The following is a 13,212-nucleotide window of genomic DNA, read 5'->3' as shown; positions in this document are numbered from 1 at the left end:
TCACTCATAGTAGTACAGATAGACGGGGGCCCTGTACTTGAGCGGAAGGGCAAGAACAGCGTCCAGAACCGTATTGCCGGCGGGATCGGCGCTGGCAGGGGCGAGGAGATCGCGCTGGAGCTCCAGCGGCTCATCCCTGCGGCTGGCCCGGCGCAGGGCGTCCTTGCAGGTGTTGGACGCGGTGACGATCAGCCAGGCTTTTTCGTGCTCCGGGCTGTCAAAGGGTTTGGAATAGTGCATCAGCTTGATAAACGTATTCTGAACCGCATCTTCCGTATCGAAGCGGTTTTTCAAAATTGTGAAGCACAGCCGGTATACCATATCCACGTGGGTTTCATACAATTCGGTGATCTCTTTGTCCGTACGCAACAAAGGATGACCCATTCCGTTTCTACCTCCTTCCCCCTTTCACTTGTAATACGATTTGGAAGCCTGAAATGTCGGGGGCTTTCGAAAAAATTTTTTTAATTCAGATGTCAAAGGGTATCATAGCAGAAAACGGAGAATCCGCAATATGGGGCAGGGGAAAGGACGGTGGAAAAAAGGTACCGGGTATGGTAAGATATCTCCGAAAAATTGGTTCTGCCCCATTGTGAGGGGGAGAACAGGAGGGATATCATGGTACGCATTGCCATCGCGGAGGACGATCCGTCCTATCGGGCCACGCTGGAGGAATATCTGGACCGGCACCGGCGGGAGAACGGCCTGGAGGCAGAGGTGGCCGTGTTTGCCGACGGGATGGACCTGACGGAGCGCTACCGGCCGGTGTACGACCTGCTGCTGCTGGACATTGAGATGCCTCTGCTGGACGGCATGACGGCGGCAGAAAAGATCCGGGCTGTGGACGAGAAGGTGCTCATCATCTTCATCACCAACATGGCCCAGTACGCCATCAAGGGCTATCAGGTGGACGCACTGGACTATGTGCTCAAGCCGGTAAGCTACTATGCCTTTGCCATGAAGCTGAAAAAGGCCCTGCGGATTCTGGCCGACCGGACAGGAAAGCAGCTGCTGCTGAGCGCCGGGGGAAACCTCCAGCGTCTGAGCTCGGCAGAGCTGTACTACGCGGAGGTGGCCGACCACCAGCTGCACTACCATACCGCACAGGGGGATTTCACCGCCACCGGCACTCTGCGGGAGCTGGAGCGGGAGCTGGCGGGGGAGCCCTTTGTCCGCTGCAACAGCTGCTACCTGGTAAATCTGGCCCATGTGTCCGGGGTAAAGAAGGACGTGGCCGTTGTGGACGGCCGGGAGCTGAAGATCAGCCGCCCCAAGCGGAAGGAATTTCTGCAGGCCCTGAGCGACTACTACGGAGGTGGAGGACGATGAGCGAGGAGCTGTGGTTCTGGCTGACCGACCAGTTCACTTTCATCGTGGAGCTGCTGGTCTCCTGCCTGGTGTTTCTCTCCCCGCTGAGCAAACGGCGGATCTTTCCCCTGCGCATGGTATTGGGAATCGCGGCCTGCCTGGGAATAGCCGCGCTGCTGCCCCACGTGTTCCTGCGGTACGCCCTGGAATTTGTCACCGCGGCGGCCTTTGTGTGGCTGTGCTGCGACGTGCCGGTGTGGGACGCCCTGTACTGCGCCGTGTGCGCCTATGCCGCCCAGCACTTCGCCTTCTGTTTCCATGTGGAGATACTGCGCCTGATGGACGTATCTCCGATGGAGGACTACGCCTTCCGGCTGGTAACCTACGGCGCGGTATACCTGCTGGCCTATCTGCTCATCGCCCGCCGCCTGCCTGAGGGCGGCCACTACGATGCCGGACTGCGCCGTTCCCTGCTGTCCATGGCGGTGGTGCTGTCCTTCACCCTGCTGCTGAGCTACTATGTCACGGGCAATGTGCTCCAGGAGGGCGCCTCTCCCTACGCCCATGTCTGCCTCTTCTACGCCATGATCTGCTGTGCCTTTGCCCTGTGGGTCCAGGTCAGCCTGCGAAAGCAGACCCGGCTGGCCGCCCAGGTGGAGACCGAGCGGCGGCTACGCCGCCAGCAGCAGGAGCAGTATGAGCTCTCCAGGGAGAACATCGACCTTATCAACCGCAAGTGCCACGACCTGAAACACCAGGTGGCCGCCCTGCGCACCGTCCGGGGTGAGGCCGAGCGGGAGGCCTCCCTGCGGGAGATTGAGGAGTCGGTGATGATCTACGACAGCGTGGTCAAGACGGGCAACCAGGTGCTGGACACCGTGCTGACAGAGAAGAGCCTGTTGTGTGAGAAGCGGCACATCAGCTGGACCTGCATGGCCGACGGCAGCCCCCTGGCCCACATGGAGCCTGTGGACCTGTACTGCCTGTTCGGCAACGCCCTGGACAACGCCATTGAGAGCGTCAGCGGCATTGACGACCCGGAGAAGCGGGTCATCGCCGTCACCCTCTACACCCGGGGGGAGCTGTCGGTGCTCCAGATTGAGAACTACTGCGGTCATCCCGTCTCCTTTGCCGGCGACGGCCTGCCCGTCACTACCAAGACCGACGGGGACCACGGGTACGGCATGAGGAGCATCCGCTCCATTGTGGAGAAATACGGCGGCTCCCTCACCGTCCAGGTGGACGGGGACATTTTCATCCTCTCCGCCGTGCTCCCCACACCGTGACAGACTACGGAAAAAATATGACAGGTTACGGACAGAGCGCCGCCGGTTTGGCGGCGCTCTGTTATGCTCTCCTCAGAACCTGTGTCCGGGCACAGCGGACACAAGGAAGAGATGAATGAGGAGGAAAAACTGTCATGCCCAACCCGACAAAGCCCCGCAAGGGAAAGAAAAAACTGTTCATCGCACTGCTCAGCCTGGTTCTGGCCGTCACCCTGGTGGCCGACATTCTGATGTTCGGCGTGTTTGCCAGCGCTCTGGACAAGGCCTTTGTGGACAACAACGTGGACCAGGACCTGGTGGACCAGGCCACCGCCAACGGTCTGGCCGTGGCCCAGCAGATTGAGGAGGAGGGCGCCGTCCTGCTGGAGAACGACGGCGCGCTGCCCCTGTCTGCCGGAAAGATCAACCTGCTGGGATACGCCTCCTGCTCCCCGGTTTACGGCGGCACCGGCTCCGGCGGCAGCACCTTCCTGGACAACCGGGTGGATTTTGTCTCTGCCCTGACCCAGGCCGGCTTTGAGGTCAACTCCGCCCTGACCGACATGTACGCTGCGTTCGTCGAGGGCGGCGAGAATACCTTCAGCGTGGACTTCTCCATCAACGAGCCCGCCGCCACCGAGGAGTTGGCCGCCGACATGGGCCAGACCTTCATGTACACCGGCGACTGCTCCTTTGACGCTCTGAAGGAGTACTCCGACACAGCGGTCATCGTCTTCTCCCGCAAGGGCGGCGAGGGCAACGACCTGCCCACCATCATGACCGACTACACCACCTATGCCCCCGACCAGTCCAAGCACTACCTGGAGCTCAACAGCGCTGAGCTCTCCCTGCTGGAGCAGGCCAAGGCCACCTTCAGCAAGGTGGTGGTGCTCATCAACACCGGCAACGCCATGGAGCTGGGCTTCCTGGACGGGGCCTCCCAGGGCAACCCCGACGCTGCCGGCGACATTGACGCCGCCCTGTGGGTGGGCGACGTAGGCGATGTGGGCACCGTGGGCGTGGCCAACATCCTCAACGGCACCGTCAACCCCTCCGGCCGCACCGCCGATATCTACCCCTACGCCGTGGAGACCATCCCCTCCTACTACAACTTCGACACCTTTGAGTACACAAACTCCAACTCCTGCTTCGAGGCCTTTGACTCCCACCCCGCCTACCTGCTGGAGTACCAGGAGGGCATCTATGTGGGCTACCGGTACTATGAGACCCGTACCTCCTACGACTATGTGACCCGGGAGGGGGAGCAGGTCACCGGCGCGGGCTATGACGACGTGGTCCAGTACCCCTTCGGCTACGGCCTGAGCTACACCGACTTCACCTGGGAGGTCACCGACGCTACCGCCTCGGGCTCCGTGGGCCAGAGCGACGTGCTCACCTTCACCGTGAAGGTCACCAACACCGGCTCTGCGGCGGGCAAGGACGTGGTGGAGCTGTACTACACCGCCCCCTACTACACCGCCGACCAGGGCGGCAGCGGCATCCAGAAGGCCCAGGTGGTGCTGGGCGCCTACGCCAAGACCGAGCTGCTCCAGCCCGGTGAGAGCGGCACCGTCACCCTCACCCTGCCCGTGGAGAACATGGCCTCCTACGACACCGGCTACTACACCACCACCGGATCCTACGTGCTGGAGGCGGGGGACTATACCATCTCCCTGCGCACCGACTCCCACACCGTCAACGACAATATGACCTACACCTACACCGTGGACAGCAACCTGGCCTTTGCCGACGAAGGCTCCGCCAAGGCCGGGGTGGACGTGACCTGTGTGGGCAAGCGCTCCACCGATGCGGTCACCGCAGTCAACCACTTTGACGACGTGGCCGGCGACGTAGCCTACATGACCCGGGACACCTGGGAGATTGTCCCCGGTTCCAGCCGGGAGGCCACCGAGGAGCAGCTGGAGGCCTTCCGCACCGCCCTGGAGGTGGACCAGAGCTATGTGGACGAGAGTGACACCGCCCCCACCTTCGGTGCCCACAACGGCCTCACCCTCAACGACCTGAAGGGCAAGGACTACGACGACCCCATGTGGGAGGATCTGCTGGACCAGCTGACCATTGACGACATCAACCTGATGGTGGGCGCCAACGGCTGGGGCTGCCCCGCCGTGGAGAGCGTAGGCAAGGCCCAGACCTACGACATGGACGGCCCCGCCGCCCTGTCCTACGTGTTCGACGCCTTTGCCGGCACCTGCACCTACAAGACCGTCACCTACCCCTGCGAGGTGGTCACCGCCTCCACCTGGAACACCGAGCTGGCCAAGGCCTTCGGCGACGCCATCTCCCAGGAGGGTCAGGCCTGGAACATCTCCGGCTGGTATGCCCCCGGCGCCAACATGCACCGCAACCCCTTCACCGGCCGCAACTTTGAGTACTACTCCGAGGACCCCTGTCTGGCGGGCACCATGTGCGCCGCCGCTGTGGGGGCCGCCCAGGCCAACGGCATGTACTGCTACGTCAAGCACTTCGCCCTCAACGAGCGGGAGACCCAGCGGCACTACGGCCTGTGCACCTGGGCCAATGAGCAGGCCATGCGTGAGATCTACTTCGTGCCCTTTGAGATGGCCGTGAAAGACGGCAACTCCACCGGCATCATGTCCGCCTACAACAACCTGGGCACCACCTGGGCCGGCGGCTCCAAGGCCCTGCTGACCGACGTGCTGCGCAATGAGTGGGGCTTCCAGGGTACCGTCCTCACCGACAACAACGAGGAGCACGGCTTCATGGACATTGAGGTGGCCATCACTGCCGGCGGCTCCACCCTGCTCTACGGCTTCGGCCAGAAGACCTGCGACACCCTGGCCCAGACCGCCTCCGGCCAGCTGCTCATGCGGGAGGCTGCCCATCAGTACCTCTACACCGTGGCCAACAGCTACGCCACCGACAACGTGGACACCATGACTACCTGGCGTGTGATCGCCATCGCAGTCAGCGCCGTGCTCTATGTGGCCACTATCGGCGGTATCGCTACCCTGGCAGTGAGCGGCCGCAAAAAGCAGTCCGTCTGATACACTGTCTCCCTTCTGTGCAACATCCAAACTGCCCCGTGCCAACTGGCACGGGGCGGTTTTTCAAGTGAAGTTCTTCGGTTATGCCGGAGAGCTCCGCATGGTTCATGAGCAGGCAGGACACTGTCTGCCGGTGTGGTCAATGGTATAGTCGGTGCCGCAGGTGCCGGGCAGGATAAGCTGGGAGATGGGCAAAAAGGTATAGCCCTCCTGGAGCAGAGCCTCCAGAATGGTAGGCAGAGCTTCAGGGGGGTAGAGCGCGGCGCTGCGGAAGAGCACGATACCTTGTCCCAAACGGCTTCAAGCCGCTGGGGCGCAGGGGATAGCGTGATTTTGAACGCCAGATAAAAGAAAAAAGATATGGGAATCTAGAAGGGATAGTCACAGCTATCGACTTTAATATATCCCAGCTCACTTTTGCCGGCTTGCCGGACAGTCTGCTCTCGTGAATGAACTGGGCCACCACTGGCTTCTTCTGTTCAAATTCCAGGGGAGCGAATTTCAAGTGCTTTAGCTTAGAACTTGGACCGGCATGCTGCCGGAGTGTCCCTTGTCCCGGTAGACCTTATGGTCGGTGCTGGCTTTCTGACGGCACAGGGCGATTTGGCCTTAAATAGAGAGGTTGTCCGCCTTGTCCACGGACTGCCGGGCATAGATCGCGTCCAGGGCGGACATACCTTTTTTTAAGCAGGTACCATAGGGGCATCTCATGTGTAGGGAGTGGGCGGATATGCGTTTCAGTGGGCGTGCGCAGCGCCCTCTCTTTTCACCGTTTGCCCCTTACGGTTTAGAGGATAATTATGTACCACCGCCCGTGGGCGGTGGCGGACAGGTTAAAGTGTAATGGTGGACTCACAGCACCGGTAATCGGTATCAATGTTATTGGCTAAGAAGCGGGCTTTGAATTTGCGCGGACTGCACACGGCTCCGCCAAAAACACGCAGATCCTCGGGAACCACAAATTTAATGCACTTGACCAGCACATCCTGGCACACCGGGGCGCTGTGGGCGGGGATGGTCATGGCTTTCATCCCACGCTGATACTCCATGCCGTCCTGATCCACCTCGGTGAGAATGACCGCCAAAGCCACACGCTTCCCGGGGCAGACATTTTTAATGGTCACATCCATTTGAATAATCCGCCCCTGAGACTCCATATAGACGTCTCCCATATCCACCAGGACCGAATCCTGACAGCCCTCCACGGTCAGCTCCACGGGCTCAGGGCATTTTTCCGGATGAACCACGATGTCACACGATACCGACACGGTAGGCTGGGGGAAGGAAACCACGTTTCCCTCATTGTCTGAATATGTGATGGACTGGTTGACCAGTTTGGTTCCCGGCTGCAGGCCTACATGGCGGATAAAAAAGTCCAGAACCGCACTTTCGCTGGAGGTTACCCCCAGCTGAGGGATATTCCACCGCAGAGAATGAGCGTCCAGCATGGTGGCGGAACCCTTGGTGGGGGAGGAAATGCTGGTGATCACAAAGTCCGGGGTGATGACTTCATCGATGCTGATATCCGTAGCGCCCGGTTTGGAAATGTTGGCAGCCAGCTCTGCGAAGAGTTCTTCCAGGTCAGCAGCGTCCGGCGTCACCGCCACATGAGAGGCATCCGGGTCAGTGGCCCAGTCGTTCAAAGCGCTGATATCCAGGCCATCGGAGCCGATCAGACCGATGCAGTAGATGATGATCCCCTGGGCTCTGGCCGCAGCGGCAACTGGGGCGGGAGGCGCGCCGGCGGTGGTACTGCCGTCGGTAAACATGACCATGACCTTGGCATTCGAGGAGGCCGGGTCAAACAGCTGGGCAGCTTTTGAAAAGGCATCGGCGTGGTTGGTGCTGCCGCCGGCGGTCAGACTGTCTACCGCAGTTTTCAGTTCATCCACAGAGGTGATCAGCTGCGTATCCGCCGTGGCGGTGCTGGAGAAGCTGACAACGCCCATTCGGCTGCCGGATCCGATCTGGCCATCTTTGCTGCTGTCGGTGGCCTCGTCGATGAGATCGATGAAGGTCTTGGCCCCCAGCTTCATGTCAGCCAGAGGCGCGCCGGTCATACTGCCGGAACGGTCCAGAATCAATACAATATCGGTGGGGTTGGAAATGATGTCCGGCGCGGCAGTCAGCGCCAGTGTGACGCGCAGAGCGCCGTCGCAGAGAATGCGGTCGGTGTTGATTACTTTATTGGAATTTGTAACACCCATTTGTGTTACCTCCTTCTGGGAATAACTCCCACCTCATTCTATGCGAGCACCAATGAGGCTGCTCCTGCCTGAAAGGGTGGAACTCTTTTGGCCTTGTGCAATAAGATGACAATGGCGATTGCCAGAAAGGAGATTCACCCATGACCAATTTGAATCCCGAAGTACTCAACGAATCTCAGACCTGTCCCGCTGTGGGCTATCAGTCTGCGTCCATCTGCGTCCCCGTGACCGTAACCCCCTTTGCCCAGGCTGGCATTACCACCACCAAATGCTGCGGCGACCCTGTGGTCACCCCCGGCCGTGAGGTATGCGCCGGCGTGAAGAACGGCTCCTGCTTCTTTACCATCACCCAGGATATCTGCGTGGCGGTCCCTGTGGAGTTCGGCGCGGTGGCCACTGTGGGGGACAGCTATATCAACTGCAACGGAGCCTCGGAGCAGGATATCTGTACCGACTGTGGCAATATTTCCTCTCTGCCGGAGGTAGGGAAAACGGAGGATTAACCCGCGTGAGTGCGGCACAGCTCTTTCACCGTTACATTGGGAAAGACGCCAGCTTTGGAGTTCTGCCGGAATAGAGAAAAAAGAGAGAGCAGGTCCCGTCAACGGGATCTGCTCTCTTGTGTTTTCTTTATTTTGTGGGAGTATTCCCTGCAGGCTGGATACAACACTGGAAGGGCGCCAGCACCGTGCCGCCATACTCTGTCTCATGGGGATTGTGGTTCATTATGATACAGATTTCATCTTCCCCGGCGCCTCGGCGTACCACTTCCACACCGGAAGGGGACAGCTCTGAGGAAATCCTCTGCTCTTCCGTGATTTGCTCCAGGAGCCGGTCCAGAACCGCTTTCTCCAGGCCGCAGCCCAGATAGTACACCCAGCCATCCTTCTGGCTCTTTCGGGCGGCGGCGGCGTAGTCCTGGTAAAATTCGTCGTCATAACGCAGCAGCACCTGGGCATCTGTAACTTCCAGCATGTCCCGGAAAATGCCGCCCATACCCCGGACTCCGGCAAACTGGCCCTCGCCCGTTACGGAGAATTCCTGGCCCTCCTGCAGGCTCTCGGTCTCCACCACACACACCCCGGCGAAGTCGTCGAAGCCCACCGGAATCTGCCTGCCCAGCACCAGATTGTTGTCCGCGTCCTTGACGAAATCCCGGTAGGTCAGTACTACCGTGCCGCCCCGCTGGGCAAATTCTATCAGCTTGTTCTGGAACTCCGGCTTGGCCACAATCATCTGGGGCAGGATGAGCAGGTCGTAGCCTGTCAAGTCGCTGTCCGCCGGAATCACGTCCACGGGGATATTCCGGTCATAGAAGAACTTGTGGTACTTCTTCATCTCCCTCTCGCAGTCCAGGGTGATGCTCTGCCGCTGGATGCGGAAGGAGGCCAGGGAATCGTAGTCGTAGACGATGGCCACCCGGCTGGAGACGGGAGTCTCCAGCACGTTTTCATAGGCCCTGATGTCGTGGAAGAAACGCTGGACCTCGTAGAACTTTCTCCGCTTCACATTGTCCGCGTCCAGCACGCCGTAGCAGAACTGCTCGGCGCCCTTGGTAGCGCCCCGGTAGCGGAAGAAGAACAGGGACTCACAGCCCCGGGCCATGCTCTGGAACGCCCACATTCTGGCTTGGTTGGGCCGGGGCGAGAAGCCGGTGATATCGTGGCCCTGTGCGCCCATAATGGCCTCGGTAATCCAGAAATTCTGCTGCTTGAGGCCCCGTATGTAGTCCAGGCCGAAGGCGATCTCGTTGGGGGGCAGGGGCTCCCGCTGTCCGCCCCAGACGGGGTAGTTGTTGTAGGCCACGAAATCCAGGCAGCGGGACACAGCGGAGTAGTCGGTGTGCTTACCCAGGCCGCCGCCGGGGAAATCATGCATGACCACAGCATCCGGGATAATCTCCCGCAGCAGGGCGGACTGGAAGGCGGCGAACTTCACGATGCTCTCGCTGCGAAACCGCTCCCAGTCCAGCCGCAGGGCCGGGTTATGGGTGGTGATGGTGGCGGCGGGCAGGGGAATCTCGTCGAAGTCGTTGTACTCCTGGGACCAGAAGGCGGTGCCGTAGGTATCATTGAGGGCCTGGATATCCCCGTGGAACTTCTCACGCAGGTAAGCCTGGAAGGCCTCACGGCACTGGGAGCACCAGCAGATATCGCTGTCCTCGTGGCCGAACTCGTTGTCGATTTGCCAGGCCACGATGGCCTTTTCGTTCTTGTAGTGCTCCGCCATGGCCCAGATGATCCGCTCGGAGTAGGTGTACATGGCCTTGCTGTTGAAGCAATACACATGCCGTCCGCCGAAGACACGCTTGGTGCCGTTCTCAAACTCGGAGAGGATGTCCGGGTGCTTCTTTGCAAGCCACGCGGGAATGGTGGCCGTGGGGGTGCCCATGACAATGGACAGCCCCCTAGCCTTGGCCCGCTCGATGACGTGGTCAAAGAAGGAGAAGTCGTACTGCCCCTCCGTCTTTTCCATACGGTGCCAGGCAAACTCGGCAATGCGGATGGCATTGCACCCCAGCTCACAGATGTTGTCCAGGTCCTCCTCCAGCATGGAGGGGTCCCACTGCTCAGGATAGTAGTCTACGCCAAGAAACATCAGTTTTCCACCTTATTCGCTTTCAGCTGTTTTGTAATCTGCTCCATGTAGCTGCCGTCCAGCTTATAGCCCTTCACATAGATGACAAAGGCCAGCACGGTGACAAGGAGAAGAGGCTCTTATCGCCGGTGACGTACTTGAAATAGTACATAGCCATGCCGCCAGCCAGCTGTACCAGCATATTATAGGCCAGCACAACGCCGATGTAAACCTTCAGCTGGTCGTTGGCGGTAATGACGTGGATGGCCTCTTTCAGGGAGATGCGGCTGGCCTTCTGACCCTGGGCGGCCTCCATGCTGCTGCGGTCTTTGACGAAGATCATGGTGACCAGGACGGTGGCGATGAACACCACGGAGATGCGGATGGACAGGGAGGAGTAGCCCCGGGCCTCGTCACCGCTGCCCGGGCGGTATCTCAGGGTGATGCCGAAGGCGCCCATGAGCAGCCAGGCGGAGCTGGCAAAGATGCGGGGGATGACGGACATGATTGTCAGTTTGCTGCCTCTGTGGCAGGCCTGGCTCATCGCCTTCGACTGCGTGGTGGCGGCCCTGGTCCTTCTGGGCGTGGTGGGCATTGTCCGCCGCTGCCGCAAGAACACCGCCGTCTCCAAGCAGTAAGGTTTTCGCACTGCGCCCGCGCCTGCGGGCAGCGTTCTTCCAAAATGCCCCCTCCCCGGCATTGCCGGAGAGGGGGCATTTTGATTTATGGGCAGGCAGGACACTGTCGGCCCGTGTGGTCGATGGTGTAGTCGGTGCCGCAGGTGCCGGGCAGGATGAGCTGGGAGATAGGGACAAAGGTATAGCCCTCCTGGAGCAGAGTCTCCAGAATGGCAGGTAGAGCCTCAGGGGTGTGGAGCGCGGCGTTGTGGAAGAGCACGATGGACCCCGGCTGTACCTTGCTGGTGACCCGCTGAGTGATCTCCGAGGCGGGCAGGTCCTTCCAATCCAGGCTGTCCACATCCCACTGGATGGGCTCCATGCCGATGGAGCGGATGGCGCTGATGACGGTGTCATTGTACTCGCCGTAGGGCGGGCGGATCAGTGTGGGACGCACACCGGTCACCGCTTCGATCTTATCGTTGCATGCCTCTACGTCGGCAATGATCTCGTCCCGGGAGAGCTTGGACATATGAGCGTGGGTATTGGAGTGGTTCATCACCTCATGTCCTGCGTCGTGAAGGGCCTTGACCGACTCGGGGTATTTGTCCACCCAGTCGCCCACCACAAAGAAGGTGGCCTTCACATTGTACCGGGCCAGAATATCGATTAGCTCCTGGGTGTCCTCGTTGCCCCAGGGTGATATTACACTGCGGCAAAGGATGGGACGGCGAGCCCTTTCGAAGAAGACATGCGGCGGTATTTTCTGATGCGCGGATTTCAAATGCGAGTGGCTTTTTGAGGTACTTTGTGCTATCATAGAGTGGAATAAGCGGCGGAAGATATTTTGATTTATCATAATATCGGGCCGGGTATACAGTTAAAACGCAGATGAACATAAAACTGAACATGGGAGGTCCCATATTGATGAACATTACCATTTCCGACCTGCTCGATCTGTCCCACACCATGGCGGGGGAGTACCTCCGGCAGTTCCAGTACCCCTGGGAGGCCCTGGACGGCATCAAGGAGCTGATCCTCTCTCTGGGCAGCCAGCTTTCTCCCGAGGAGTACACCCAGCACCAGGAGCACGTCTGGGTCCACAAGACCGCCGTGGTGGCCCCCACCGTCTATCTGGGCGCGCCCTGCATCATCGGGCCTGAGACCGAGGTGCGCCACTGCGCCTTTATCCGCGGCTCCGCCCTGGTGGGCGCCCACTGCGTGGTGGGCAACTCGGTGGAGCTGAAAAACGTCATCCTCTTTGACAACGTCCAGACTCCCCACTACAACTATGTGGGCGACTCCATCCTGGGCTATAAGAGCCACATGGGCGCCGGGTCCATCACCTCCAATGTGAAGTCGGACAAGACGCTGGTGGTGGTGAAGGGGGAGACCGACATGCCCACCGGGCGGAAGAAGATGGGCGCCATTCTGGGCGACTTTGTGGAAGTGGGCTGCAACTCGGTCCTCAACCCGGGTACCATTCTGGGCCGGCACAGCAGCGTGTACCCCACCTCCTGCGTCCGGGGTGTGGTCCCCGCCAACTGCATCTACAAGGACAAGGACCATATTGTCCTGCGGCAGGAGAAGTAATCGTCCCCCGGCGGAAGGACGGAAAACAAAAGCGCCATGACAACTCCATGAAGAACCAAAGAGCCCTCACACCGACCGGCCTCAGACGGCGCGTCGGCGGAGGGCTCTTTTTCTGCCTTTCGTGCCGGACAGACCGCATATTCCCGGAGCTGGGTCACATACAATGGGAGAAGAACGCCGGAGAGGAGGACACGCTGTCATGGCACAAAATACGCCCGGTGAAAAGAAGCACTGGCGGATATCCCGCTGTTTTGAAGGTACCAGAACCCCGGAGGACCTGCTCAAAGCCCTTATCCGGGCCCACGGGGCCTGATTCTGTCTGTGGGAAATGAGGTGGGGCGGCTGTGGAGGTGTGGAATACGGCGGGCTACCTGCGCCTGTCCAGAGAGGACGGGGACAAGGCGGAGAGCGACAGCATTGCCAACCAGCGCAAGCTGCTGGAGCAGTACATAGAGGCCCACCCCGAGCTGCGCCTGACGGGCTATTACCAGGATGCCCCTGATATAATAGGACTAAAGCAAAACCCGACAAAACGGGTGTCGCTTTAGTCCTGTTTTTTTATTTATCGGGCATTTATCGGAACAATTCGAGGAAATGCTACATCAAAAGTGAAGGA

The 13,212-nt window shown here is 59.8% G+C and carries 13 protein-coding genes; 7 read left to right on the top strand and 6 right to left on the bottom strand.

The genetic code is table 11. The features are described from left to right. Positions 1-342 carry an RNA polymerase sigma factor gene (locus tag ACOX7T_RS09065; protein ID WP_433441986.1) on the bottom strand — a complete coding sequence of 114 codons (342 nt, stop codon included), beginning with the start codon at positions 340-342 and terminating at the stop codon, positions 1-3. Positions 343-618: 276 nt separating this feature from the next. Between ACOX7T_RS09065 and ACOX7T_RS09060 the strand changes: the two genes are divergently transcribed. The 3 genes from ACOX7T_RS09060 (at position 619) to ACOX7T_RS09050 (ending at position 5,602) form a co-directional block, all read left to right on the top strand. Further along, positions 619-1,329 carry a LytR/AlgR family response regulator transcription factor gene (locus ACOX7T_RS09060; protein ID WP_433441984.1) on the top strand — a complete coding sequence of 237 codons (711 nt, stop codon included), beginning with the start codon at positions 619-621 and terminating at the stop codon, positions 1,327-1,329. Continuing rightward, positions 1,326-2,594, top strand: coding sequence for an ATP-binding protein (locus ACOX7T_RS09055; protein WP_433441982.1), 1,269 nt, complete (start codon positions 1,326-1,328; stop codon positions 2,592-2,594). The genes ACOX7T_RS09060 and ACOX7T_RS09055 overlap by 4 nt, the downstream gene beginning before the upstream one ends. A 134-nt stretch (positions 2,595-2,728) precedes the next feature. Then, the gene (locus tag ACOX7T_RS09050) at positions 2,729-5,602 is read left to right on the top strand and encodes a glycoside hydrolase family 3 N-terminal domain-containing protein (RefSeq protein ID WP_433441980.1); all 2,874 of its coding nucleotides are present in this window, start codon (positions 2,729-2,731) and stop codon (positions 5,600-5,602) included. 105 nt (positions 5,603-5,707) lie between these two features. Here the strand turns inward: ACOX7T_RS09050 and ACOX7T_RS09045 are convergent, their stop codons facing one another. Both ACOX7T_RS09045 and ACOX7T_RS09040 read right to left on the bottom strand, forming a co-directional pair. Beyond that, positions 5,708-5,896 carry a hypothetical protein gene (locus tag ACOX7T_RS09045; protein WP_433441978.1) on the bottom strand — a complete coding sequence of 63 codons (189 nt, stop codon included), beginning with the start codon at positions 5,894-5,896 and terminating at the stop codon, positions 5,708-5,710. A 539-nt stretch (positions 5,897-6,435) separates the two neighbouring features. After that, positions 6,436-7,809, bottom strand: coding sequence for a vWA domain-containing protein (locus ACOX7T_RS09040; RefSeq protein ID WP_433441976.1), 1,374 nt, complete (start codon positions 7,807-7,809; stop codon positions 6,436-6,438). A gap of 140 nt (positions 7,810-7,949) precedes the next feature. Between ACOX7T_RS09040 and ACOX7T_RS09035 the strand changes: the two genes are divergently transcribed. Continuing rightward, entirely contained in the window at positions 7,950-8,312 is a 363-nt protein-coding gene (locus tag ACOX7T_RS09035; RefSeq protein WP_433441974.1) for a hypothetical protein, read from the top strand. Positions 8,313-8,439: 127 nt separating this feature from the next. On the opposite strand, the gene ACOX7T_RS09030 is transcribed toward ACOX7T_RS09035, so the two are convergent. Next, positions 8,440-10,407, bottom strand: coding sequence for a beta-galactosidase (locus ACOX7T_RS09030; protein ID WP_433441972.1), 1,968 nt, complete (start codon positions 10,405-10,407; stop codon positions 8,440-8,442). A 73-nt stretch (positions 10,408-10,480) separates the two neighbouring features. Beyond that, entirely contained in the window at positions 10,481-10,891 is a 411-nt protein-coding gene (locus ACOX7T_RS09025; protein ID WP_433441970.1) for an MFS transporter, read from the bottom strand. Here ACOX7T_RS09025 and ACOX7T_RS09020 point away from each other — a divergent pair. After that, entirely contained in the window at positions 10,890-11,024 is a 135-nt protein-coding gene (locus ACOX7T_RS09020) for a hypothetical protein (RefSeq protein ID WP_433441968.1), read from the top strand. The genes ACOX7T_RS09025 and ACOX7T_RS09020 overlap by 2 nt on opposite strands. An 85-nt stretch (positions 11,025-11,109) precedes the next feature. Here ACOX7T_RS09020 and ACOX7T_RS09015 read toward each other — a convergent pair whose 3' ends face one another. Then, positions 11,110-11,787 (bottom strand): polysaccharide deacetylase family protein, encoded by a 678-nt coding sequence (locus ACOX7T_RS09015; RefSeq protein ID WP_433441966.1) that lies wholly within the window; start codon positions 11,785-11,787, stop codon positions 11,110-11,112. 143 nt (positions 11,788-11,930) lie between these two features. Here ACOX7T_RS09015 and ACOX7T_RS09010 point away from each other — a divergent pair, with 143 nt between their 5' ends. Next, positions 11,931-12,596, top strand: coding sequence for a UDP-N-acetylglucosamine pyrophosphorylase (locus tag ACOX7T_RS09010; RefSeq protein WP_433441964.1), 666 nt, complete (start codon positions 11,931-11,933; stop codon positions 12,594-12,596). Between the two features lie 344 nt (positions 12,597-12,940). Then, complete coding sequence (locus ACOX7T_RS09005) at positions 12,941-13,144, top strand: hypothetical protein (protein ID WP_433441962.1); 204 nt, start codon at positions 12,941-12,943, stop codon at positions 13,142-13,144. Positions 13,145-13,212: the final 68 nt, after the last annotated feature.

Source organism: Pseudoflavonifractor sp. (genome assembly GCF_050943825.1).
Classification (GTDB): Bacteria; Bacillota; Clostridia; order Oscillospirales; family Oscillospiraceae; genus Pseudoflavonifractor.
This window is presented reverse-complemented; position numbering and strand designations above follow the sequence as displayed.

Excerpts from the sequence above, each read along its gene's own strand:
- ACOX7T_RS09025 (WP_433441970.1), bottom strand. The coding sequence starts at position 10,891 with ATGTCCGTCATCCCCCGCATCTTTGCCAGCTCCGCCTGGCTGCTCATG.
- ACOX7T_RS09035 (WP_433441974.1), top strand. The coding sequence starts at position 7,950 with ATGACCAATTTGAATCCCGAAGTACTCAACGAATCTCAGACCTGTCCC.
- ACOX7T_RS09055 (WP_433441982.1), top strand. The coding sequence starts at position 1,326 with ATGAGCGAGGAGCTGTGGTTCTGGCTGACCGACCAGTTCACTTTCATC.
- ACOX7T_RS09030 (WP_433441972.1), bottom strand. The coding sequence starts at position 10,407 with ATGTTTCTTGGCGTAGACTACTATCCTGAGCAGTGGGACCCCTCCATG.
- ACOX7T_RS09010 (WP_433441964.1), top strand. The coding sequence starts at position 11,931 with ATGAACATTACCATTTCCGACCTGCTCGATCTGTCCCACACCATGGCG.
- ACOX7T_RS09060 (WP_433441984.1), top strand. The coding sequence starts at position 619 with ATGGTACGCATTGCCATCGCGGAGGACGATCCGTCCTATCGGGCCACG.
- ACOX7T_RS09020 (WP_433441968.1), top strand. The coding sequence starts at position 10,890 with ATGATTGTCAGTTTGCTGCCTCTGTGGCAGGCCTGGCTCATCGCCTTC.
- ACOX7T_RS09050 (WP_433441980.1), top strand. The coding sequence starts at position 2,729 with ATGCCCAACCCGACAAAGCCCCGCAAGGGAAAGAAAAAACTGTTCATC.
- ACOX7T_RS09040 (WP_433441976.1), bottom strand. The coding sequence starts at position 7,809 with ATGGGTGTTACAAATTCCAATAAAGTAATCAACACCGACCGCATTCTC.